Raw genomic sequence first — 24270 nt, 5'->3', positions numbered from 1 at the left:
GGTATGAGGCGATCGCCGGAGATCTTCTCCCCGACGATCGCAAAGCTTTACTCGGCCGCGATTGCCGCCGAGTTCCGGTCTTCTTCCATGAACGGCTGCGAGCGCACCGGCAGTGCCGGTACATCCATATGTTCGGGCGTAAGTCCCTGCCTGGCGCGTTCCGCCATCATCTCGAACGCGGTCTCCAGATGGTGCGTGAAGCGTTCTGCGTCGAAAAGCGGCTTGATATAGCGATTGGCCGCCAGCGTTTCCTTGAACTGAGCGATGCGTTCGGGCTGGCCTGCGAGCTGTACAGCCATGTCCTCGTAGGCCTTGATATCGTCGGCCACCAGTTCGGGCAGGCCGATGGCATTCAGCAGGCTTTCGCTGACGCGCGAGGCGAAGTTGTTGCCTTTGACCGTCAGGACGGGCAATCCACCCCATAGCTGCTCCGACGTCGTGGTATGGCCGTTGACGGGGAAGGTGTCGAGGCCGAGATCGGCAAGCTGCTGACGGTCGATGTGATCCTCGTAGCGAATGCGGGCGGTGAAGACGACCCGCTTGCGGTTGATGCCGCGCGCTTCCAGGCGTGACCAGATATTGGCCTCCGCACGCGGGCCGTTGCACAGAAGCCAGAGCACGCTGTTCTTGCTGCGCTTGAGGATGTTGCACCAGACATCGACCATCTGCGGCGTGATCTTGCGGTTGCCGTTGAAAGAGGCGTAGACGAATGCATCCTCGGGCAGTCCATATTGCGCGCGCGTCGTCGGCCGCGGCTTCGGGCGGTTGAATGGGTCGTTCGGCTGATAGCATTCGGGAAGGCGGCAGTATTTCTCGTAGAAATGCGCCTTTGAAGCATCCGGCAGCACGTAATGGTCGCCGATGATGTAATCGAGATCGATGTTGACGGTCGTGCCGGGAAAGCCGAGCCAGGCGACCTGGATCGGAGCCGGCATGTGATTGAGGATGTAGGCGCGGCTCCCTCTGGTATGGCCCTTTAGGTCGACGAGAACATCGATTCCGCGGGCGCGGATCGCCTCCGCCGCCGCTTGATTGGAAAGGCCGCGAATATCGACCGTCGTGCCCAGCTGCGAATAGTCGAAGACCTCCTCGCTCTGGTGGGACGGTTCTGAATGGTCGAAAAGGGTGATCTCGAACCGGTCCTTGTCGTGCAGCTCGAGAACGCGCTGCAGCAGCTTCATCGTCGCGTGGCCCGGCCAGAAGTCGGAGGAGAGGTAGCCGATGCGAATCTTGCTACCCCACGTATGCGGCAGCTTGCGACGAGTTTCTGCATGGTCCGCCGGTAGCGGATCGGTATCGTGGATCACAAGCTTGTTGATCGCTTCGTCGCCGCACCAGTGGAGATGGAAGAAGGGATTGTCGGGAATGATGTGGTCGAGCTTACCCTGGGCGAGCGACGCCGTAATGGGCGCCATGTGCTTTTCGACGGCTGCCAGATCCGATACCTCGCGCGCAAAGATCAGATAGAGCGCGCGGAAGATGACGTTCTCCGGATGCTTCTTGAACAACGTCGCGACGATATGCCGGTTGCCTTCGTCATAGAGATCGTCGGTCAGCAGCTTCGCGGCCATCTGCCGATGCTTGAGTTCCGGCCCCTCGACGAGCACCGTCTTGAAGCCGGCCAGCAGTTCCTTCTGTTGTCGGCTGAGGAAAATGCGGCTGAGGACGAAGGCGAGATCCGGGTCCTTGAATGCCAGCGGCAGGATCAGGCTTCCCAGAGCAAGGGCCTGATCGTCGTTGCCGCAATCGCCATGGAGCAGGAGCGCCTCGCGAAGATAATCATCGCGCTGGGGCTTCTGCCGGCCCGCCAGTTCGTAGGCGCTTGCCGCATCCGACCTGAAGCCGAGCTTGACCAGCGTCTTTGCCAGCAGCGCATAGGTCTTGGGCGATCTGTCGACGTTCAACAGCTCGTTCAGCGTTTCGAGCGCGCGCGTATATTGCCCCTTTTGATAGAAGCTGGACGCTGTCACAAAGGCATTTTTCGTATTCACGAGCGAGAACTCCGAGCGATATGTTGACTGGCTCCCGCCGAAGGTCGAGGGCCGGCATCATGGATTCGCTTCATGATCCCTCACGGAGCTTGCCTGAAACCGAAGCACTGGTCGAAAATGCCTTTACGAATTCTTAGCCACGTTCCGTGGAGGCGGTGCCCGGGGCTCCCGGATTTAAGAAATTGGCAAGCAATGGGTGCGAACTTCTTCGCGACATGACGGGTTTGGTCCTCTAGGAAAATGGATCGAGGGGCATGAAGCTGCTCCGTCATCGCCGGTATCTCAGTCCGGTATGTCCTCCTTTTGTATCCAGTTTCCAGGGGACACTCCTATGACCAGCATTATTACCAACAATTCCGCAATGGCAGCTCTCCAGACGCTGCAGAACATCAGCGGCAACCTGCAGAGCACGCAGCAGGCTGTTTCTTCCGGTCTGCGCATCTCCAAGGCTTCCGACAACGCTGCTTACTGGTCGATCGCTACCAGCATGAAGTCCGACAACAGCGCCATCGGCGCCGTTTCCGACGCTCTCGGCCTCGGCGCCGCCAAGGTTGACACCGCATCGACGGCCGTCACCAGCGCCATCGACATCGTCGGCCAGATCAAGGACAAGCTCGCAACCGCCATGGAAGGTTCGGTTGACAAGGGTTCCGTCCAGGAAGAAATCGGCCAGCTGCAGCAGCAGCTGCAGAGCGTTGCCCAGTCGGCTTCGTTCAACGGCGAAAACTGGGTCATGGCTGCAAACAACGGCTCGGCTTCGGTTGTTTCTTCGTTCATCCGCGGCACCAACGGCACCGTTTCGGTCAGCACGAGCTCCTACGCCTTCAACACCGGCGCAACCGGCAACGTTCTGTTCGGCGCGAATGCAAACGGCACGATCAACACGTCCGCCGGTATTCTCGGCACCAAGGGCAGCAACGGCTACTCGGTCTTCAGCCTCGACATCAGCAAGATGACCGGTGGCCAGATCTCCAGCGCGCTCAACCTGGTTCAGACCGCTCTGAACTCCATGACCAGCATGAACTCGAAGCTCGGCTCCATCTCCAGCCGTATCGACCTGCAGACGAGCTTTGCTTCCTCGCTCTCCGACTCGATCCAGTCGGGCGTTGGCAAGCTGGTTGATGCCGACATGGAACAGGAATCGAGCAAGCTGTCCGCTCTGCAGACGCAGCAGCAGCTGGCCATCCAGTCTCTGTCGATCGCCAACTCCTCGACCCAGTCGATCCTGTCGCTCTTCCGTTAATAGGAAGCGCCAACGCAGCGCGTTGGTCGAAAATCCTAAACAAGATATTAACCGCGCCCGTCTAAGGCGCGGTTTTTTTTATATTTTCCGGCTGGGAGCGGTTCAGCTTTTCTTAACTATATTGCTGTTTCTTAGGACCATCGAAACGGCGAGTTAACCTTAACGGATTTGGTTAACAGGCATGATGCTGAATGCCGTTACCGGTTTTAGGTCCGGAATGTCCCTTATTCAACCACTGCCAAAGGGGCAAATATCATGACGAGCATTCTTACCAACAACGCCGCAATGGCTGCTCTCCAGACGCTGCGCAGCATCGGCTCGAACCTGCAGGAGACGCAGAGCGCCGTTTCTTCCGGCCTGCGCATCTCCAAGGCTTCCGACAACGCTGCTTACTGGTCGATCGCTACCAGCATGAAGTCCGACAACAGCGCCATCGGCGCCGTTTCCGACGCTCTCGGCCTCGGCGCCGCCAAGGTTGACACCGCATCGACGGCCGTCACCAGCGCCATCGACGTCGTTGGCCAGATCAAGAACAAGCTTGCAACCGCCATGGAACCGTCGGTTGACAAGAAGTCCGTACAGGAAGAAATCAGCCAGCTGCAGCAGCAGCTGCAGAGCGTTGCCCAGTCGGCTTCGTTCAACGGCGAAAACTGGGTCATGGCCGCAGACAAAGGCTCGGCTTCGGTTGTTTCTTCGTTCATCCGCGGCACCAACGGCACCGTTTCGGTCAGCTCGACGTCCTACGAATTCAACACCGGCGCAACCGGCAACGTTCTGTTCGGCGCGAATGCAAGCGGCACGATCAACACGTCCGCTGGTATTCTCGGCACCAAGGGCAGCAACGGCTACTCGGTCTTCAGCCTCGACATCAGCAACATGACCGGCGGCCAGATCTCCAGCGCGCTCAACCTGGTTCAGACCGCGATGAACTCGCTGACCAGCCTGGGTTCGAAGCTCGGCTCCATCTCCAGCCGTATCGACCTGCAGACGACCTTCGCTTCCTCGCTCTCCGACTCGATCCAGTCGGGCGTTGGCAAGCTGGTTGACGCTAACATGGAAGAAGAATCCAGCAAGCTGTCCGCTCTGCAGACGCAGCAGCAGCTGGCCGTGCAGTCGCTGTCGATCGCCAACTCCTCGACCCAGCAGATCCTGTCGCTCTTCCGTTAATCGGAAGCGCCGGCGCGCCGCGCTGGCTGACCACACAGGAAAACGAAATTACCGCGCCTTCCCCGGAGGGCGCGGTTTTCATTTTGGCACCACGTCGAATGCGGCCTCAAGGCTTAACGCGCGGCGCTTGCCTTCCGGCTGATGGCATCGACGAAGCCATCGAACAGCTTGCGCATGGCGACCTGCTTGTAGGGATAGATGACGGGGTCATCCATATTGTGGACCACCATCGCTACGTCGAGCTCGAATACGAGCAGGCGCCCGTCGGGAAGCTCCGCACAATCGATGCCGAAATAGTCGAGCTTGATATGACGGCAGAGCGCCGCAAAACTTTCCTGGTGGCGCACGGCGAAATCGTGATCGAAATCTTCCATCCATGCCTGTTCGACCGCGCGTTTTGCAGGGCTCTGGCCCATGCCCGCGCTCAAATAGTGCACGATCCAGTGGTCCGAAAGCGCCATGTGGCTGGCGAATGCCTTGCCGTCGATGAAGACGACGCGCTGCTTGTTGTAGAAGCCGTCGGCCCCGCGAAAATCGATGAAGGGCGCCACGTAAAGCTCGGATGCCGGCTGAACCGCCAGAAAGGCCGCCAGTTCGGCCGGCCCGGCGATAAGCTCCATTCCATTGCCGGCGTGGGTGCTGATCGGGCGTACGACCAGCGGGAATGTAAGGCCCTGAGCGCAGTCGTTCAGCTGCTTCGCGCCGGCGCCGATGGCCGCGAGGTCGTCGCGCGAGACTCGATGCGTGCTGGGCGACAGGATGGACGGCTCTCCCGCCAGCGTTGCGCTCACACCGTCGCGCGTCAGCCCTGCAATCAGTTCCGGATTGCGGTTCATCACCAGACCATCGAATCCGGCAAGCAGTTTTTGCATATGGGCAAGCAGCGGCGCGTTTTCGGTCGACTCTCCGATCGCCATGAAGGCGACGTCGTGATCCGGCAGATCGGTGATTTCAGTGACTTCCAGGTTGACGTAGCGCAGCAACAGCACGCAATTGCTGCCCGCCAGCAGAAAATCCAGAGGCGTGTTGGCCATGAAGTCGCCTTCGGTGACGAAGGCCAGCAGATGTCGCCCGGTTCCATTGCCATGGACCACAGAAAAGTCGCGGCGCAATTGCACGGCGTTTTTCAGGATCTGGCGAGCCTCCTCGGTGCGGCCGAGGGTCTGTAGGATAATCGCGAGATCCATGAATGCGGCCGCATCGGTCGGGTCCGCCGTCACGCGCTGCATGAGCTCGTTCCACAGCGGCGTCACGTCGCGACCGGCATAGACGAGCGAAACGATCCTCTGCATACCGAGAATGCGCGAGGCGTCAGGCGTGCTGGGCGAAACCGGATCGATGGTCGGGGCTTTGGTCATCAGCATTGGGGGAGGTCCTGTTGCGAGCCGATTGTCAAAACGCTGTGAACGAGCGCGTCTATGTCGGCCTGCCGCGTGCGGTGGTTGACGATCGCGGCGCGGATTGCCGGCTGCCCGTTCAGATGGGTCAGGGATGGAGCGACGCGGCCTTCGGCATGTAGCCGCTCGACGATATGGGAATTGACCGATGCAGGCGCCGTCCCGTTCGGGCCGACATAGGCGAAGCAGACGATATTGAGCGCGACCGGTGCGAGCAGTTTCAGGGTAGGTTCCCGTTCGATGCGCCCGGCGAGCGCGCGGGCCAGCCTACAATTGGCGCTCATCGCATTCCCCAGCGCTTCGGTGCCATGGGTTTTCAGCGTGAACCAGGTCTTCAGCGCCCTGAAGCCGCGCGACAGATCCGGGCCGTAGTCGCAGGGCCACCAGTCTCCGCCGGCAAGCCCCGTGGTGGCGCGGCTGAGATAGGCGGCATCCGAGGCGAAGGTTTGCCGCTGCCATTCGCTGTCCCGCACGAGCAGGAAGCCGGCATCATAGGGCACCTGGCCCCATTTGTGGAAATCGAAGGCAAGCGAATCGCAGCTGTCGATCCCGGCGAACAGAGGCGCAAGGTCAGGGCTCAGTATGCCGAGGGCGCCCAGCGCGCCGTCGACGTGAAAATGAAGATCGTAGCCGTCGGCGATACGTCGCAGCGCGGCGAGGTCGTCGACGGCGCCGGTATTGACCGTCCCCGCGCTGCCGATGACCAGGAACGGCACGAAACCCTCCTGTCTGTCACGAAGGATGGTCTGTTCCAGTGCATCGACGTCGATCTGGCCGAGATGATTGACCGGGATGCGTCGCAGCTGATCGCTGCCGATGCCGGACATTTCGAAGGCGCGGGGAACGCAGCCATGCACCTCGCTTGAGGCATAGGCGACAAGCCGGGATTCGTCGGAGAGGCCGGTCACGCGCACGTCGCGTCCGAGCTTGCGGCATCTGGCGATCTGCACCGCAACGAAATTGGCCTGCGATGCGCCGGTCAGGAAAATGCCGCCCGCCGTCTCCGGAAAAGAGAAGATCTCGCGCGTCCAGCGGATGATCTGGCGCTCGACCTCGATCGGCATGTGGTCGCGCCCGCCGAGATTGGCATTCAGCCCGCCCGCAAGCATCTCGGCCAGCATGCCGGTAACCGTGCCGCCGCCCTGGACCCAGCCCATGAAGCCCGGATGAATATTGCCGCTGCCATAGGGGAGGATATTCTCCCGGAAGATGGCATGGATCTCGGCAAGATCACTGGCCTTGGTGGGCAGCGGTGCATCGAGCAAGGCGCGGGCGGAGGAGGGGGGATGCTGCCAGACAGGCTTCGTTCCAAGCGACTGGAGATGATCGAACATGTCGTCGAGCATCTGATGGCCCTGCTTGCGCAGGGCCTGCCAATCATCGGGGTCGAGGCTCGTTCGCTCGTGGCGATCGACCGCCGCTCGTCCGGCGTCCTGCAAACTGAACATCTCAACCTCACATAGGGACCGCCGATGACGGCCCCGCCGTGGAGTGCCGCCGAGGCACTGGCCACTTCTCGCCCGGACATGGACGCATCGCGGGCATGCTACGCCGCCGAAGGTGGCGCGAAGCTGACCTGCGGCCCTTGCGACCCGTCAAACGGCGATCTTTGGCTCGAAAAGCCGATCTCTGCGCACGCCAGACGGATAGTGCGCCATGGGGTTCAATGAAAGGTGGCGGTGTCGGCGGCATGATATCGAGCGAGCCTGTTAACGGTACAAACGATTCCGTTAACTTTTTGAGGTGGAGTTAACCTTTTATTAACCCTGATGCTGTCAGTTGCAGCTAGCGCAACGGTTGGTTAACCTCTCCTAAGAGGCGGTTAACAAGCATGAGGCTGATTGCCGTTCCCGGCCGCAGACCGGAATGTCCCTTCCAAATTCAGCCACAAGGGGCACTTTTCGATGACAAGCATCCTCACAAACGACGCGGCGATGTCCGCCCTCCAAACCCTGCGCACCATCAACGCAAGCCTGCAGGACACGCAAAGCCGCGTTTCCTCCGGCTACAAGGTCGCCAAGGCATCCGACAACGCCGCCTATTGGTCGATCGCGACGACCATGCGGTCCGACAACAGCGCGCTCTCCGCCGTCTCGGATGCATTGGGCCTGGGTGCTGCCAAGGTCGATACGGCCTATACCGCAATGGATAACTCCATCACGGTCGTTCAGCAGATCAAGGACAAGCTCGTCGCGGCAACCGAAAACAGCGTGTCGAAATCGGACGTCCAGGAGGAAATCGCACAGCTTCAGCAGCAGCTGGCGAGCATTGCTCAATCCGCATCCTTCTCGGGGCAGAACTGGATGTATGCCGTCAACGGTGCTTCGGCCTCGGTCGTCTCCTCCTTCGTGCGCAACAATAACGGCACGGTTTCCGTCAACAGCACCAGCTACGCCTTCAACACAGGCTCGCAGGGCAACGTCCTCTTCGGTGCGAAAAGCAATGGAACGATCGACACGGGTTCGGGGATCCTTGGCAGCAAGCAGACCATCAGCGGCAAGGCCTATTCCGTTTTCAGCCTCGACATCACCAACATGACGAGCGGCGATATCGGCAAGGCGATGAACCTGGTACAAGGCGCTCTCAACGCCATGAACAGCACGGCTTCGCAGCTCGGCTCGCTCTCGACCCGCATCGATCTCCAGACGAGCTTCGTCTCCACCCTGCGCGACACGATCGATTCCGGCGTTGGCAAGCTGGTCGATGCGGACATGGAAGAAGAGTCGAGCAAGCTGTCGGCGCTCCAGACCCAGCAGCAGTTGGCCATCCAGTCGCTGCAGATCGCAAACACCAGTGCGCAAAACGTTCTCGCCCTCTTCAAGTGAGCCTTGACTGGAGCTTGCGTTGATATGGCGCGGCGGCTTTTCTCTCTTGTCGCCGCGTACAAGCTTTTGTTAACCTTGCCGCCAATTGATTTGCAGTCTTTGTGCAGATCCGGCTTTCGTTCCTTTCTCGAGCGGCAGCCGGGTCGTGTTTTAGCGACGGGCCGCGCTGGGAGATCTCCCGCTGGCGGGCATGAGGCCAATCGTTGCTGCCGGATCGGCCCGGCTTGCCACTCCCAATGGAATTACGGATTTTCAGATGAGCAATGTGACGACGAATCCTGCCGCGTCGGCGGCGCTGACCGTGCTGCGCGGAATCAACACAGATCTCGGTGTCGTGCAGCAGCAGGTCTCATCCGGTTACCGCATCCAGACGGCAAGCGACGATCCGACCTATTGGTCGATGGCGACCACCATGCGCTCGGACCAGAGCAGTCTTTCGACGATTACCGATGCGCTGGGTCTCGGCGCGTCCAAGGTCGACACCGCGTCCACCGCCATGGATACGGTCGTCAGCCTGCTGACCCAGATCCAGGCCAAGCTGGTTTCTGCTACGGAGGCGGGTACCGACAAGGATGCCATCAATTCCGATATTCAGCAGCTCAAGGGGCAGCTGCAATCGGTAACCCAGTCGGCTTCCTTCTCCGGTGAGAACTGGCTCTACAATTCGGCGCAGCAGCCCACCACGCAGCAATCCGTGATCAGCAACTTCACGCGCGGAACAAGCGGGCAGATCAGCTTCACGACCATCAACTACGACAGTTCCCAGACCTTGATGATCGACACCGCAAATCCCAGCCGGGGCTTGCTGACGAAAAATGTGGATGCCAGCACGCTCGGCACTTCCAGCAGCAGCGGCGGCACAGCTCGCAACTATTATCTCCTGGCGGCCAGCGGCGGCTCGACGCCGGCGGGCGGGACCGAGATCGCTCTGTCGAGCAGCACAACCGCCGACGAGCTGACGGATATGATCAACGTCACCAATTCGCTCCTGAAGTCGGCGACCTCTGCGGATTCGACGCTGGGTCTGATGAAGTCGAATATCGATAGCCAGTCGGACTACATCTCCAAACTCAGCGATGCCATCAAGAGCAGCGTCGGCGATCTCGTCGATACGAATATGGAAGAAGCCTCGGTTCGACAGAGCGCTCTGCAGACTGCGCAACAGATGGGTGTCCAGGCATTGTCGATCGCCAACAGCATGGCGAGCAAGGTGTTGATTATCCTCCAGTCGAAATGATCGTCGGGGCGGCTGCGTCGGATCGGCAATAGCGCATCGCATTCATCCTCGCACAAGTTTGACTGCCTACGGTCTTTCGCATTGGCTTGGTTGCGCAATGTGCCGGTGACAACGGTCTCCGAAAGCGTGGCACGAGGACGGAAACCGGAAGCGTGATGATCGACGTTTTGAGAATGGGAATGGATCGGCCCCTTGGTGGCATCGACTTGCAGCGTCTTTGTGACGCGCATGGGGAGATGCGCGCGTGAGCCTGACATTATCCCGATATCTCAAGGATTTCAGCGCCGAGCAGGTTGTTCCTCCCCACGTCGAGGATATGGTTTTTGCGGAGCCGGCGGAGTTCATCGAAAGCCCGCTCGCACCGCCCATCGATATCGAGGCCGAGCGTCGTGCCGCCTATATGGAAGGGCACGAAGCGGCGACGCAGGAATTGACGCAGAAGCATCAGGCCGAGCTTGAGGCAAGGGACGCAGCGTCTCGGGCCGAAATGGATGCGATGCGCATACGCTACGAGGAGCAGGCGGCGGAGAAGATCGCGGCGGATGTGACGCGGATCGCCGCGATGCTCGGGCAGGCGATCAGCACCGAAGTCGCCGCCATCCTTGCGCCGATCATGACCGAGACGCTGACGACCAAGGCCGTCGCCGATCTCGCCGAACTGGTGAGGGTTGCGATTCTCGACGGCAGCGCCGGCCCGATCTCGGTCAGCGGCCCGCGCCATCTTTTCGAGGTCCTTCACGACCGTCTCGGCGATGACGGTTCGCTCCTGCGCCACGTCGAGGCTGACGACATCGATCTCACCGTCACGATCGGCGAGAGCGTTCTCGTAACCCGCATGTCCGCCTGGGCCGCCAGTCTGAAAGAGATCTTGAAATGAGCGACGGCGATCAAAATCACGGCAAGCACGAGATCATCATCGTCAAGCGTCATGGCGGCGGCGATCACGAAGGCGGGCATGGCGGCGCATGGAAGATCGCCTATGCCGACTTCATGACTGCGATGATGGCTTTCTTCCTCGTGATGTGGTTGGTCAACGCCGCAAACGAGGAAACGAAGGCGTCCGTCGCCTCCTATTTCAATCCTATCAAGCTTGCCGATGAGAAGCCCACCGAAAAGGGCCTCAAGAAGCCCGTCGATCAGGCCGAGGGTGAAAAGAACCAGCAGAAGTCGGACAAGGCCCAGGACAAGCCGAACAACGGCAAATCAGCCAAAACGGGTGAAGACCTGACATCGACCTCCGGCGACCAGACGAATTACTCCGAAGCGGATTTCTTCGAGAATCCCTATTCGGTGCTGGCCGAAATCGCGCAGGAAGTCGGCCAACAGGCAAACGTCAGCGCCAAGGGCGACGGCGGAGCGGCTCAATCCGGTCCGGCAACCGGCGCGGATGGCGGCCAGGCCTACCGCGATCCGTTCGATCCGGATTTCTGGACGAAGCAGGTTCAGGTTTCCAGCGCGTCAAAGAAGGCAAACGAGGAACAGTCCGCCAAGTCGGATCAATCGCCGAAGGGCGAAGTCATCGCCCTGTCGAAGGCGACAGCCGCCGATGCCGGTCAGCCGGCAGATCAGCCGCAAACGCCCGAACAGCAGCCGACGGTCAGCGAGCAGCAGACGCAGGGCAGCAAGCAGGACAAGCAGACGCAGCAGCTCGCCAAGGCCTCCGCGCAAAGCGATGCTTCGATGCTCGAGGATAATGCCGCCTTGCCTCAGGCCAAGGACATCCCGCCGACCAAGGCACAGCAGCAGGAGGCCAAGGATTTGCAGCAGGCCATCCAGGCCGAGATCAAGGGTGTTGCCGGTCAACTGGCCGAGGGGCTGCAGGTTACCGCCGCCGAAGGCGGCGTGCTGGTGACGATTTCCGACCAGAGCAACGATCCGATGTTCAATATCGGTTCGGCGGTTCCGCGGCGCGAGATGGTGTTGGCGATGGAAAAGATCGGCAAGATCCTGGCCGAACATAAGGGCTCGATCCTGATCCGCGGCCACACGGACGGACGCCCCTATATGGTTGGCGGACGCAACGACAACTGGCGCTTGTCGCTCGATCGCGCCCAGAGCGCCTATTACATGCTGACCAGCGGCGGTCTGGACGAAAAGCGGATTGCGCAAGTCTCCGGTTTCGCGGATCGCCGCCTGAAGCTGCCCGCCGACCCCTTCAACGACGCCAATCGCCGCATCGAGATCCTGATCGCGACACCCGCGGACCAAGCGGTCACGGACCCTCAGACGCCCGCCAAGCCTGCTCCGGGCAAGGTCAAGCCGAGCCAAGGCAAGCAGGGATAGCTCATGGCGCGCAAACAGCATCGTCATCGCCTCGCGCTTACGCTCACCCTCGGTATCCTGATGCCGGGGATTGCCAGTGCCGAGGGGCAGGACAGCCTGCCGCTCTACAAGATGCTGCGCTCGCTTGAATTCGTTCAGGATTCCGTTGTCGCGGGGGATAGTTCCGCCGGCGAGATGCAGCGTTTCCTGCTCGCCACCATTGATGAACGTCTACGCAATGCGGATAAATCCGTCTTCGAGGACAATCGCAATGTTGATGCGGCGCTGATCTATGCCATGAGCGGCGGCAATCCCGAGACGCTCGAATATCTGATGTCGCGCGACGTCAATGGTAATTTCGACAATCGCGTCGCGGATGTCCTCAGGAAATATCTGAACGGTAAGGGGCTGCTCGTCGTCAATACGCTTGCAGACATAGCCAAGGAATACCGCGACAAGCCGATCGGTCCCTATCTCTCGCTGGTTGCCGGAAACGTCATGTCGGGCAAGAATGCCAAGGCCGCCTTGCAGCTCTATGACTGGGCGCGGTTGATGGCGCCCGGCACGATCGTCGAGGAATCGGCGCTGCGCCGCTCGCTGGCTCTATGTGCGGATGCGGGAATGGTGCCGCGGGGGCTCGACTATGCGCAGCGTTACACCAGGCGCTTCCTGCATTCGCCCTATGCAAGCCAGTTCGCCGATCTCTTCGTGCAGCTGGTGGTGGACCACGATACCGACGTCAAGCAGCAGGACATCATCGACATCCTGTCCTTCATGGACCCGCCGAGACAACGGGAGATCTATCTCCGCATGGCGCGCCGGGCGGCGATCGCCGGCAAGGCCGATCTTGCCGCGCTCGCGGCCGGCCGTGCCCAGGCGATCTCCAGCGACGGCAGCGATGCCTTCGGTGCGCTTGCGAATTTCTACGGCGGCGTGGCGGGCATATCGACGCCTGAGCTGAAGTCGGCGATCAACGATGTGAACCAGATGCCGGCGGGCGAATTGAACGCTAGGGATCGCGCATTGCGCGATGCCGCAAAGGCCGTGGCAGAGGAGATATTGCGGACGCCCGATGCTGCAAGCCTCGGGCAAGGCAAGGTTCCTAACCTGCCCAACCAACAGAAGACTGAACACGATGCTGCTGTGACGAATCAAGCGGGAGGCCAATCTCCCGGCACGGCGGGTGTTGAGCAGGGAGCCTCGGCAAGCGTGGCTCCCGCCCCGGAGGGAGGGCGGCAGGAGGCCGACTCTTCGTTCAACGCATTCGTCACGACGAGCCGCTCGAAGCTGGATGCCATCGACGGTCTGTTGAAGCAGGAAAGTCATTGATATGAACGACATCGGTGTGTCTAACGCCTCATCGGGGGCGGATATCCTTGCTGTTGCCAAAGGCGCCCGCTCTTCGAAGCAGGACGACGGCAAGGGCTTCATCGATGCACTGACAAGTTCGCTCGGCAACGGCCGCAAATCCTCAAGCCAGAATGCCGGCGCAGACGCGTCGGCCAATGCGAACACGGCTGCCGGCGACGATGCCGACACGGATGCAAGTGCGGCAAAGACGACCGCGGGCAATTCCACGGCCGTAGCTTTCACCATTGACGACAGCGCTGAGGCCGCAGCTGGAATGATCGACACCTCCGGAGCCAACTTCGTCAACCTCGTCGGCTTGAATAAGGGCGCAAAAGCTTCGCAGGGCCAGAGCGCTACCACGCTCTCCAAGTCGTTGATCGAGCTGCAGAAGGCTGCCTCGGCCGCCGCCGAAGGCGATGCGGCCCCCGTTCAAGGTGATCAGCCTGGCGCAACGAAAGACCCAGCCATGCCGGCGATCGATCCGGGCAAAGTGCCGGCACAGTCCGCTGCGCTCGATCAGCTTGCCGAGATGGCGCAGCAGCTGGCGGATATCGCGCCGACCGCTGGCCCGGCGATGCCGGTGAAGGGCGATGACAAAGGTTCCGTTACGAAAGGCGGCAAGGACGCGCAATCGACAACGGATGATGGTAAGTCTGTGCCGACGCAGACAAGTCAGGCAGCCAATACGATCACCGATGCCCTCTCGCTCCTGAACGTCGCTCAGCCGATCGCTGCAGCGCAGGCTGGCACCGCACAGGCGGGCAAGGCTGTCGAGGATGCGAAGGCTCAGGGCGTGCCGCTCGGCAAGGCGGCGATTGCGGATACCGTATCGGATACGACAGTGTCGCTGCCGAATGACGGCAATGGAACGGATGCCTCGCAGACCTTCCGCCTGACCCGGGCTGACGGGCGTGCGCTCGATCTTTCGATCAGCAAGAGCGGTGATGATGCAGCGGAAGTCAAGGCGAGTGAGCCCGCAGGCGGCGACATGCCGACGGTCACGGTGTTGGATTCCCGCCGTTATCTGGGACTTGCCGCCAATTCCAACTCGGCGCTCGTCGCCGGAAGCCTGGCGGGCGATCACGAATGGTCGGCGGCGATGCAGCCCGGTTCGGCGCTTTCCAATGCAGCGAATCTGACGAGCACCGGCAAAGTCGTCAACACGCTGAAGATCCAGCTGCGCCCCGACAATCTCGGCGACGTCACGGCCACCATGCGGCTTTCCGGAGACCAGCTGAGTGTCGATCTGAAGGTGCAGACAGGAGAAGCCTACAGGCAGCTTCATGCCGATCAGAGCCGCATGGTCGATGCACTGCGCGCCCAGGGCTATCAGGTCGACAATATCACCGTCACCCTGGCATCCAGCGCGGATCAGCAGTCGGATAGCAGTCGCAATTCCGGATCGAATCAGCAGCAACAGCAGTCTCTGTTGAACCAGGGGCAGGGGGGCGACGCGCGTCCCAAGGGCCAGAACTATTCGGGGCAGCAGACAAATGGAAACGACGGCAATCGCAGTTCGGGTGAGCGCGGTGTTGAGGATGGCTCTGCTGGTGGCGTGCTGCGGCCTCGCTCTGGCGCGGTTTACCTCTGAGGCGTCTGCTTCGGGCAATCCTGCGCCGCCTGATAATGGCGCGGCTGGCCTCTGCGAACGCGAAATTCAATCCGCCGCCGCGAAATATGGAATACCGGAAGGGATTCTCTATTCGGTCGGTTTGACCGAAACCGGACGCAAGGGATCGCTTTATCCCTACGCGCTCAATGTCGAGGGACGGCCCATGTTTCCGCCGTCGGAAGGGGCCGCGCTGCAGATATTTGCTGCCGCACGGCAGAACGGGGCCAAGCTTATCGATGTCGGATGCATGCAGATCAATCAGTATTTCCATGGCGAAAACTTCACGTCCGTCGCCGCCATGTTCGATCCGCGTAGTAATGTCGAGTATGCTGCAAAGTTTCTCCGCAATCTGCACGACAGGCATGAGACCTGGACAATGGCGGTAGCGAGATACCACGCCGGTCCGAACAACGACCCCGCCCAGAAGGTCTATGTCTGCCGCGTGATCGCCAATCTTGTCGCCACCGGTTACGGGAAATGGACGCCCAATGCGGCGACGTTCTGCCGGAATTAGACAACCCATAGGTTGTATTGGCGTTCGGGTTAGCCGTCGCTAACCAAATCGAAGCGGTTGACTGCCGTGGATTTGCCTAAAATGCGCCTGTTAATAATATGCTCGCTAACAACTTTTTTATCGGTGTAAATCGCCGATGACCTACTATATCTAGTGCAAATCGCACCCTTATGGTTAATCAATTATTAATTTCCGCCACTCATTTCCGACAGTTGTTCGTGATTCGCCCGATTCGTACCCATAGGTCATCGAAACACCACACTGATTCGGAGGCGGACGAATGATCGTAGTGGTTGATGAGCGAGAGCTCGTTAAGGACGGATATACATCACTGTTTGGGCGCGAGGGCATCCCTTCCACGGGGTTTGATCCACGCGAATTCGGCGAATGGGTCACGACTGCGGCAGAGGGCGACATTGCCGCAGTCGAGGCCTTTCTGATCGGGCAGGGCCAGCAGGTGCACGAGCTTCCCAGGGCGATTCGAGACCGGACGACAGCACCTGTCATCGCGGTCAGCGACCAGCCCTCGCTGGAAGCAACCCTTGCACTTTTCGATTGTGGCGTGGACGACGTCGTGCGCAAGCCGGTGCATCCTCGCGAGATCCTTGCGCGGGCCGCGGCGATCCGCCGCCGGTTGAAGGCGATCAGCAACTATACCGATATCGGCCCTATTCGGGTCTTTGCGGATGGCCGCGATCCGGAAATCAACGGTTCCGTCTTCGCCTTGCCGCGCCGCGAGCGCCGCATCCTCGAATACTTGATCGCCAATCGCGGTCGCCGCGTGACGAAGACGCAGATCTTCAACGCCATCTACGGCATCTTCGACGAGGAAGTCGAAGAGAACGTAGTCGAAAGCCACATCTCCAAGCTGCGCAAGAAGCTCGGTTTCGATCCGGTCGATTCCAAGCGCTTCCTTGGCTACTGCATCGACTGGAGCTGATGCCGCCAGTCGCGCATCCTGGTCATCAAATTGCTGAACAGGCCCGAGAATCAGATGATTCCCGGGCCTGTTCTTTTTCGGTGCAAGCGATTGGCATAGCGTTGGAAGGTGCGCCGTCTCTTACGGTTTCGATGCGTGATGACCGGCTGCGATGCGGGCGAGCGGCACTCGCCGCGAAGCTTTTCGCGATGATCGGTTTTTCGTCCTCTCAGACAGCTTCACGCAAGGCCCGCCACCTACTCTCAGTCGTATGAAGGATAACGAGGATTCCAGATGAGGAATTTCGGCAGCATCAGGATCGCATGCACGAAAGCAGAAGCACGGGCGACTTGCCTGGGCGTCGCTCGCGGCGGTTTTGCCGATGCGGTGCCGGTTCGCTCTGATGATCTTCCATCCGCGGTAAAGGATCACCTGGTCTATTTCGCCGGCCTTGCTCTGGCAGGCTATTCCGACACTTCGGCCAAGCTGCCGCGCTAAAACGAATAGGGTATCGAGTCAGTCATGTCGCTCACAACAGCTCTCAACAACGCGCAGGCAATATTCAACAATACCGGCACGCAGAGCAGCGTCGTGTCGAACAATATCGCCAATGCCAACAACACGAATTATTCGCGTCGGCAGGCGGTGTTGACCACCAACATGGCTGGCGCCCAGGTGGTGCAGATCTCTCGCAGCAGCGAGCCTTCGCTGCAGAAGGCCTATCTCGGCTCGTCGTCGTCGGATTCGGCGCAGCAACTGTTGTTGAACGCATACAGCAATCTTCAGTCGGCAACGATTGGCGGCAATAACAATGAAATCGCGCCGGCGACCTATCTGTCGGCATTTCAGGATGCGATGCAGAATTATGCGGGATCGCCGTCCAACGCGACCGCCGCTCAATCCGCTATCAACGCCGCCCAGAGCCTGGTGACATCGCTGAACAACGCGACGACGGCGGTGCAGGGCGCCCGCGCCGATGCGGACAAGCAGATCGCTTCCGATGTCACCACGCTGAACAGCCTGTTGTCGCAGTTCCAGCAGGCCAACGACGCGGTAAAATCGGCCACTGCATCAGCCGGTCCAACATCTAACGCCCTTGCAGACGCGCTGGATCAGCGCGATTCGATCCTGGGCCAGATCTCACAGATTGTCGGCGTGACGACCGTGACGCGCGGCAACAACGACATGGCGCTCTATACCACGAGCGGGACGACGCTGTTCGAAACCATTCCGCGCACGGTGACATTCCAGCCGACGAGTACTTACACGGCCGATGCGCCCGGTCCCGGCAACAGCGTCTATATCGATGGCGTTGCGCTGACCCCTGGCCAGGGCGCCAATACGACGGCGCAGGGCACCCTTCAGGCAGCGCTCCAGATCCGAGACGACGTTGCGCCGACCTACCAGAAGCAGCTCGATGAAATCGCGCGCGGTCTAGTGACGACGTTCGCGGAAACGAACAATACGAACCCGAGCAGCCCGGTCATGGCGACCGGTCTGTTCACCTACTCCGGCGCGACGACCTGGACAAGCGGTACAGGGCCAAGCAATGCGGCGGTCATCAGCGGTCTGGCCGGCTCCATCAAGCTCAGTTCCGCAGCGGTGGCAAATCCGAACTTGGTGCGTGATGGTGGTATTAATAACACCGCTACCAACACTGGTTACACGAAGAATACCAGTGGCGACAGCGGCTATTCCACGCAGTTGGACGCCTATATTACCGCCATGAATACGAAGACGAGTTTCGACGGAAGTGCCGGCTCCAGCACCAATGCGAGCCTCATGGATTATTCGTCGAGCTCCATCGGCTGGCTCGAGGGCCAGCGCAGCACGGCAACGACTGCGGCGGAAAACACCTCTGCCGCCCTCTCGCGCTCCTCAAGCGCCTATTCGAATGCGACGGGTGTCAACCTCGACGAAGAGCTGACGCTGATGATGGATATCGAGCAGTCCTACAAGGCTGGAACGAAGATATTGAACGCAGTCAACGAGATGCTTCAATCGGTACTGGATATTGCGAGCTAAGCCATGAAACTTTCTTCCATTTCGAGCACAGCAATTCAGAACGCCATGCGCCAGACGATCCGTCAGGCGCAGAATGAGATGACGAGTGCCTCGACGGAGGCGACCACGGGCGTCTACGCGGACATCGGGGTTGCGCTCGGCGCCAATACGTCGCAGAACGTGAATCTGACGCGGGAAGTGTCGCGCATTGACTCCATTCTCAGCAGCAATTCCATCGCCAACCAGCGCATGACGACGTCGCAGACCGCGCTGACCAATATGGGCACGCAGGCGCAGGCCCTGATGGATCAGCTTGTGGCGCTGAGCGGCAATGGCGACGGCAGCAGTGTCGCCCTGGCGCAGCAGGCTGCGACATCGACCTTGTCGAGCGTCATCGGCTCCGCCAATACGATGGTGAATGGCGAATATCTCTTTGCCGGGACCAATACCGACGTTCAGCCGATGACCGATTATTCCTCGACGGCGAACGCGACTATCCAAAGCAAGCTTAATGACTATGTGAACACGTTGAAAAGTCAGGGGCTGACTCCTCCGGTTAACTCGGCGAGCGATCTGAGTGCAGGCCAGATAACGACCTTCATCACCAATACCGTCGCGCCGATGTTCACATCCGATAGTGGTTGGGCGAATTGGTCGAGTGCGTCCGATCAGAACATGACGAGCCGCATCAGCAACTCCGAAGTCGTGGATACATCGACGAATTCGAATTCATCCGGCATGCGATATCTGGCGCTGGCGACCAGCGTGACGAACGCCCTGATGGGTACGCCGCCCGGCCTCAATCAAAGCGCGGTGAACGCCGTCACGCAACAGGCGATCAGCTACACGCGCCAGTCGATCGACGGCCTTAACACTCAGGCAAGCCAGCTCGGCCTCTCGCAGGCGCGTCTGACGGACGCGAATACGACTTTGAACGCCCAGAAGACCATTCTCAACACCAGCATCGGCGACCTGACCGGGGTCGATCCCTATGAGGCTTCGACCAAGGTCAACAGCCTCCAGACTCAGCTCGAAACGGCTTACACTATTGTATCCAAGATCCAGCAGCTAAGCCTTGTAAATTACCTTTGATGATCAAAGGGAAGTAATGACCAGGAAGGATGCATGAATGTATCAGTTCTCATATGCGGAAGTCATGCAGGATGCTGTGGCCGACGCCAAGGAACGAGAACGACAAGTTCTGGACCGGTCGGTTGCTCTTCTCTCTGCGGCCCGTGATGCCGGGAAATACGGCCGTGAAGCGATCGAGGCAGTGTACTATACGCGGCGCGTATGGATCAGCTTCGTCGAGGACCTCAAAAGTCCGGAGAACCAGCTCAATGTCGAACTGCGCGCCAACCTAATTTCGATCGCCATCTGGATATTGAAGGAATGCGAACGGATACAGCGGCGTCAGTCGGTAAACTATCAAGGCATCATCGATGTCACCACCATCATCAGGGATGGACTTAAATGAAAAGTACGCTTCGCATATCGCTTAAAGCCGGGGAAAAGATCTTTATCAACGGAGCCGTCCTGCGCGTCGATCGCAAGGTTGCTCTGGAATTCCTGAATGATGTGACATTCCTGCTCGAAAACCACGTGCTCCAGCCTGAGGATGCGACGACGCCTCTGCGTCAGCTCTATTTCATCGCGCAGATGATCCTCATCAATCCGGAGGGCAAGGAGCAGTCCACGGCGATGTTCCGCAAGTCGATCGTCATGCTGCTGTCGTGCTTCCACAATGAGGAAGTGCTGGCCGAGCTGAAGCGCATCGACGGCCTCGTGGCGACGGGCCGCGCCTTCGACGCGCTGAAGGCGATCCGCGGCCTCTATCCGATTGAGGACAATATTCTGCACAACCAGGAAATGCCTGCGGCGACGATCGAGCACATTCGCCGGGAGATCGCTCCATGGCAGCGGTAGACGCCGTCAACAGCGCCAGCAACAGCAGCAGCAGCAGCTCTTCCAGCAGTTCCTCGAGCAGCGCCGCCGCGTCGGCGAGCGCCAATCTGAACTATAACGACTTCCTGCAGCTTCTCATCGCGCAGATGCAGAACCAGGACCCGACGGACCCGATGGATGCCAGCCAGCAGATTTCTCAGCTGGCGAGCTTCTCTCAGGTCGAGCAGCAGATCCAGACGAATTCGCACCTGGAAACGGTGCTGCAGAACCAGTGGATCTCGCAGGCCTCGGATTATATCGGCAAGCAGATCATGAGCGCCGATGGCAAGACGACGGGCACGATCAAGGAAGTTACCGTCTACACGGACGGTATCATTGCCCAGACTGATGCCGGCGACAAGATTCTGATCCAGGCCGGCGTGACTATTGCTCCTGCGGGCACGACCATTGATCAGCCGACCTCGTCGAGCGATAGTAGCAGCAGTGATTCGTCCGACAGTACGGATCAGACCAGCGGCACATGAGGTGCCGCTGAACCGGGAGTGGACATGCGATGAACGAAGCCGATGCGTTGGATATTTTCCAGGCGGCGATCTGGACGGTGCTGGTGGCTTCCGGCCCCGCTGTCATCGCGGCCATGGTGGTCGGTCTGGTCATCGCCCTGATCCAGGCGCTGACCCAGGTGCAGGAGGCGACGCTGACCTTCGTCCCGAAGATCGTCGCCGTCATGGTTACCATCGGCATCTCGGCGCCGTTTGTCGGCGCGCAGATTTCGATCTTCACCAATCTCGTCTTCTCCCGTATTCAATCGGGCTTCTAAGGGAGATCCGGGGGCCGTTCGGGCTCACGGATCATGCGCATCGATGGCGACGGCCATGCCTCGCGCAAGCTTCGACCTTTAGAGGTCGGTTCCAATAGGGCAGGCGGGTCAGCCGTTTGCCTCCTCTCATGAAGAGACGGAACCGGTCGATGGCACAACCACCCGCAATAGCACTTCCCAAAGCCAATCCCAGTGTTCGTGATATCGGGTTCGCCCTCGGTATCATGGTCATTCTGTGCGTGCTGTTCCTGCCGATACCGCCGTTCCTGATCGACCTTGGGCTGGCCTTCTCGATCGCTTTCTCCGTGCTGATCCTCATGGTGGCGCTCTGGATCAAGAAGCCGCTGGAATTCTCATCTTTCCCGACGATCCTGCTGATCGCCACGATGACGCGTCTGGCGCTGAACATCGCCACGACCCGCGTCATCCTTTCGCACGGCTACGAAGGGCATGATGCGGCCGGCGGCGTCATCGCCGGCTTCTCCAGCCTGGTCATGTCCGGTGATTTCGTCATCGGTCTGATCGTCTTCCTGATCCTCATTACCATCAACTTCATCGTCATCACCAAGGGCGCGACGCGTATCGCCGAAGTCGGCGCCCGCTTTACTCTCGATGCCATTCCCGGCAAGCAGATGGCGATCGACGCCGATCTGTCGGCCGGCCTGATCGATGAAAAGGAGGCGCAGCGGCGACGCAAGGAACTGGAAGAGGAAAGCTCCTTCTTCGGCGCGATGGACGGTGCCTCGAAATTCGTGCGCGGCGACGCGGTCGCCGGCCTTCTGATTACCTGCATCAACGTTTTCGGCGGCATCATCATCGGCTATTTCCGTCACGGCATGCCGATCAGCCAGGCTGCGGACGTTTTCGTCAAGCTCTCCGTCGGTGACGGCCTGGTTTCGCAGATGCCGGCGCTGATCGTCTCCCTCGCAGCCGGCCTTCTCGTTTCGCGCGGTGGCACTTCCGGCTCCACCGACCAGGCCGTCGTCAGCCAGCTGAGCGGCTATCCGCGCGCGCTCGCCGTCTCTGCAGTCCTCATGGGCATTCTGGCCATTATGCCGGGCATGCCCCTCTTCCCCTTCCTCGTCCTTGGTGGCCTCATGGCTACCGGCGCCTGGTTCATCCCGCGCCAGATCGAGGCCGAGAACAAGCTTCGCCGCGACGCTGAAGAGCAGAAGGTCATGCAGACGAAGGAAATCGAAAAGGATTCGGTCAAGTCGGTTCTGAAGACCGCCGAGATTGAATTGGCGCTCGGCAAGATCGTTTCCACCCGCCTGCTCGGCGCCCATCAGGAGCTGGCCTTCCGCGTCGGCAAGATGCGCAAGAAGTTCGCGACGCAATACGGTTTCGTCGTGCCGGAGATCAAGGTGATCGACGACATGGCGATTGCCGACAAGTCCTACCAGATCCGGATTCACGGCACGACGATCGCCTCCAACATGCTGCGCGTCGGCGAAGTGCTTGTCGTCACAGGTTCCGGCCGCAAGCCGACCGTGCCCGGAGACGAGATCCGCGAACCCGCCTTCGGCATGCCGGCCGTTTCCGTGCTCGAAGCCTTCACCGACGACCTGAAGCGCGAAGGCTTTCAGCCGATCGACAATGTCTCGGTCGTTCTCACGCATATGAGCGAAGTCATCCGCAACAACCTGCCGGCGCTTCTCTCCTATAAAGATGTGAAGATCCTGATCGAGCGTCTCGACCCGGAATACAAAAAACTCGCCGACGAGATCTGCTCGTCGCACATGTCCTATTCCGGCTTGCAAGCCGTGCTGAAGCTTTTGCTTGCCGAGCGCGTTTCGATCCGCAACCTGCATCTCATTCTCGAAGCCGTGGCAGAACTCGCGCCGCATGTCCGCAAGACCGAGCAGATCGTCGAGCACGTGCGCGTGCGCATGGCGCAGCAACTCTGCGGCGACCTCGCCGACAATGGCGTATTGCGGGTCCTGCGACTCGGCAGCAAGTGGGACCTGATCTTCCATCAGGCGCTGAAGCGTGACCAGAAAGGCGAGGTCGTCGAATTCGACATCGATCCGCGCAGCCTGGAAGAGTTCAGCGAACAGGCAGGCAAAGTTATCCGTGAATACATGGACCGGGGCATGCCCTTCGTTCTTGTCACGTCGCCGGAAACGCGCTCCTATGTGCGCATGATCATCGAACGCCTGTTCGCGACCCTTCCGGTCCTGTCGCATGTGGAATTGGCCAAGGGGATCGAGATCAAGATTCTAGGTTCGATTTCATGATAACCGACCCCCAGGGGACCATTCTGGCGCTATTCGTCGCCTTCTGCCGCATCGGCGGTTGCATGATGGTCCTCCCGGGATTTTCCTCCGGCCGTGTTCCCCCTCAGATCAGGCTGCTTCTTTCCGCGGGCCTGACGATGGCGATCCTGCCGCTGCTCTGGAACACGATCTATCCCGAGGTGTCGAAGGGCGATGCGAACTATATCGGCCTCATCTTCACCGAAACCGTCATCGGGTTGATGTATGGGATGATGGCGCGGATCTACACGCTGGGCCTGCAGTTCACCGGCACCGTCATATCGATGATGATCGGCTTCAACGCCCCAGGCGGCGCCGATATCATCGAGGATTCGAACGAGACGTCGCTCACCAGCCTCGTCAGCTTTTGCGGGCTGATGATTCTCTTCATTCTGGATTTTCACCATTATGTCCTACAGGCGCTGGTCGATTCCTATTCGGTCATTCCCTTCGGCGGTCACATCGAGCCACGCTCGGCGCTGATCTCGATTACCGATACGCTGGCGACGACCTTCTTCATCATGCTGCGGCTGGCGAGCCCGTTCGTGCTCTATGGTCTGATGTTCCAGATTTCGATCGGCTTCATCAACAAGCTGGCGCCGCAGATCCCGATCTATTTCATTTCGACGCCATATCTGCTGATGGGAGGGCTGTTCATGCTCTATCTCACCATAGCGGCGTTGGTCAGTCAGTTTTCCAATTCGTTCCTTGCCGTCTTCAACGGGCATTAGCCCGCAAACGGCTGAGAGGCGAAATCGATTCGAGCACG

22 protein-coding genes are annotated in these 24270 nt (G+C 59.9%); 19 read left to right on the top strand and 3 right to left on the bottom strand.

Going from position 1 to position 24270, the window contains the following annotated elements; translation table 11 throughout:
* Positions 1-47: 47 nt before the first annotated feature.
* Complete coding sequence (locus BJ928_RS04410; protein WP_047628058.1) at positions 48-1991, bottom strand: glycosyl transferase; 1944 nt, start codon at positions 1989-1991, stop codon at positions 48-50.
* Positions 1992-2322: 331 nt separating this feature from the next.
* Between BJ928_RS04410 and BJ928_RS04405 the strand changes: the two genes are divergently transcribed.
* Positions 2323-3234, top strand: coding sequence for a flagellin (locus BJ928_RS04405; RefSeq protein WP_047628056.1), 912 nt, complete (start codon positions 2323-2325; stop codon positions 3232-3234).
* 255 nt (positions 3235-3489) lie between these two features.
* The gene (locus tag BJ928_RS04400) at positions 3490-4401 is read left to right on the top strand and encodes a flagellin (protein ID WP_047628054.1); all 912 of its coding nucleotides are present in this window, start codon (positions 3490-3492) and stop codon (positions 4399-4401) included.
* A gap of 113 nt (positions 4402-4514) precedes the next feature.
* Here the strand turns inward: BJ928_RS04400 and BJ928_RS04395 are convergent, their stop codons facing one another.
* Positions 4515-5765 (bottom strand): tetratricopeptide repeat protein, encoded by a 1251-nt coding sequence (locus BJ928_RS04395; protein WP_047628053.1) that lies wholly within the window; start codon positions 5763-5765, stop codon positions 4515-4517.
* Positions 5759-7246, bottom strand: a complete 1488-nt coding sequence (locus tag BJ928_RS04390) for a pyridoxal-dependent decarboxylase (protein ID WP_047628052.1) — start codon at positions 7244-7246, stop codon at positions 5759-5761. The genes BJ928_RS04395 and BJ928_RS04390 overlap by 7 nt, the downstream gene beginning before the upstream one ends.
* A gap of 456 nt (positions 7247-7702) precedes the next feature.
* On the opposite strand from BJ928_RS04390, the gene BJ928_RS04385 reads away from it, so the two are divergent.
* The 17 genes from BJ928_RS04385 to fliR all read left to right on the top strand — a co-directional run bounded on the left by BJ928_RS04385 (position 7703) and on the right by fliR (position 24232).
* A complete protein-coding gene (locus tag BJ928_RS04385; RefSeq protein ID WP_047628051.1) occupies positions 7703-8623 on the top strand; it encodes a flagellin in 921 nt (306 codons plus the stop codon).
* 256 nt (positions 8624-8879) lie between these two features.
* Positions 8880-9860, top strand: coding sequence for a flagellin (locus BJ928_RS04380; RefSeq protein ID WP_047628798.1), 981 nt, complete (start codon positions 8880-8882; stop codon positions 9858-9860).
* A gap of 244 nt (positions 9861-10104) precedes the next feature.
* Entirely contained in the window at positions 10105-10737 is a 633-nt protein-coding gene (locus BJ928_RS04375) for a hypothetical protein (RefSeq protein ID WP_047628050.1), read from the top strand.
* Positions 10734-12143, top strand: a complete 1410-nt coding sequence (locus tag BJ928_RS04370; RefSeq protein ID WP_047628049.1) for a MotB family protein — start codon at positions 10734-10736, stop codon at positions 12141-12143. The genes BJ928_RS04375 and BJ928_RS04370 overlap by 4 nt, the downstream gene beginning before the upstream one ends.
* Positions 12144-12146: 3 nt before the next feature.
* Positions 12147-13451, top strand: coding sequence for a chemotaxis protein MotC (motC, locus tag BJ928_RS04365; protein WP_047628048.1), 1305 nt, complete (start codon positions 12147-12149; stop codon positions 13449-13451).
* A 1-nt stretch (position 13452) separates the two neighbouring features.
* Entirely contained in the window at positions 13453-15063 is a 1611-nt protein-coding gene (locus tag BJ928_RS04360) for a flagellar hook-length control protein FliK (protein ID WP_047628047.1), read from the top strand.
* On the top strand, positions 15011-15598 hold the full coding sequence (locus tag BJ928_RS04355; RefSeq protein WP_047628045.1) for a lytic transglycosylase domain-containing protein: 588 nt from the start codon (positions 15011-15013) through the stop codon (positions 15596-15598). Before BJ928_RS04360 ends, BJ928_RS04355 begins: the two co-directional genes overlap by 53 nt.
* 280 nt (positions 15599-15878) lie before the next feature.
* A complete protein-coding gene (locus tag BJ928_RS04350; RefSeq protein WP_047628044.1) occupies positions 15879-16538 on the top strand; it encodes a response regulator transcription factor in 660 nt (219 codons plus the stop codon).
* 273 nt (positions 16539-16811) lie between these two features.
* Positions 16812-17015, top strand: a complete 204-nt coding sequence (locus BJ928_RS04345) for a hypothetical protein (RefSeq protein WP_047628043.1) — start codon at positions 16812-16814, stop codon at positions 17013-17015.
* Between the two features lie 24 nt (positions 17016-17039).
* Positions 17040-18542, top strand: a complete 1503-nt coding sequence (gene flgK, locus BJ928_RS04340) for a flagellar hook-associated protein FlgK (RefSeq protein WP_047628042.1) — start codon at positions 17040-17042, stop codon at positions 18540-18542.
* Positions 18543-18545: 3 nt separating this feature from the next.
* Positions 18546-19613, top strand: a complete 1068-nt coding sequence (locus BJ928_RS04335; RefSeq protein WP_047628041.1) for a flagellar hook-associated family protein — start codon at positions 18546-18548, stop codon at positions 19611-19613.
* Positions 19614-19650: 37 nt separating this feature from the next.
* The gene (gene flaF, locus BJ928_RS04330) at positions 19651-19998 is read left to right on the top strand and encodes a flagellar biosynthesis regulator FlaF (protein WP_047628039.1); all 348 of its coding nucleotides are present in this window, start codon (positions 19651-19653) and stop codon (positions 19996-19998) included.
* On the top strand, positions 19995-20447 hold the full coding sequence (gene flbT, locus BJ928_RS04325; RefSeq protein ID WP_047628038.1) for a flagellar biosynthesis repressor FlbT: 453 nt from the start codon (positions 19995-19997) through the stop codon (positions 20445-20447). Before flaF ends, flbT begins: the two co-directional genes overlap by 4 nt.
* Positions 20435-20950 (top strand): flagellar hook assembly protein FlgD, encoded by a 516-nt coding sequence (flgD, locus tag BJ928_RS04320; protein WP_047628037.1) that lies wholly within the window; start codon positions 20435-20437, stop codon positions 20948-20950. Before flbT ends, flgD begins: the two co-directional genes overlap by 13 nt.
* Before the next feature lie 29 nt (positions 20951-20979).
* The gene (gene fliQ / locus BJ928_RS04315; RefSeq protein ID WP_015338826.1) at positions 20980-21246 is read left to right on the top strand and encodes a flagellar biosynthesis protein FliQ; all 267 of its coding nucleotides are present in this window, start codon (positions 20980-20982) and stop codon (positions 21244-21246) included.
* Between the two features lie 149 nt (positions 21247-21395).
* On the top strand, positions 21396-23483 hold the full coding sequence (gene flhA, locus BJ928_RS04310) for a flagellar biosynthesis protein FlhA (RefSeq protein ID WP_047628034.1): 2088 nt from the start codon (positions 21396-21398) through the stop codon (positions 23481-23483).
* A complete protein-coding gene (gene fliR, locus BJ928_RS04305) occupies positions 23480-24232 on the top strand; it encodes a flagellar biosynthetic protein FliR (RefSeq protein WP_047628032.1) in 753 nt (250 codons plus the stop codon). The genes flhA and fliR overlap by 4 nt, the downstream gene beginning before the upstream one ends.
* Positions 24233-24270 lie beyond the last annotated feature (38 nt).

It is taken from the genome of Rhizobium sp. WW_1, from assembly GCF_003610155.1.
Classification (GTDB): domain Bacteria; phylum Pseudomonadota; class Alphaproteobacteria; order Rhizobiales; family Rhizobiaceae; genus Rhizobium; species Rhizobium tropici_A.
The sequence above is the reverse complement of the archived record's forward strand: the minus strand, read 5'-3'. Positions and strand labels throughout refer to the sequence as shown.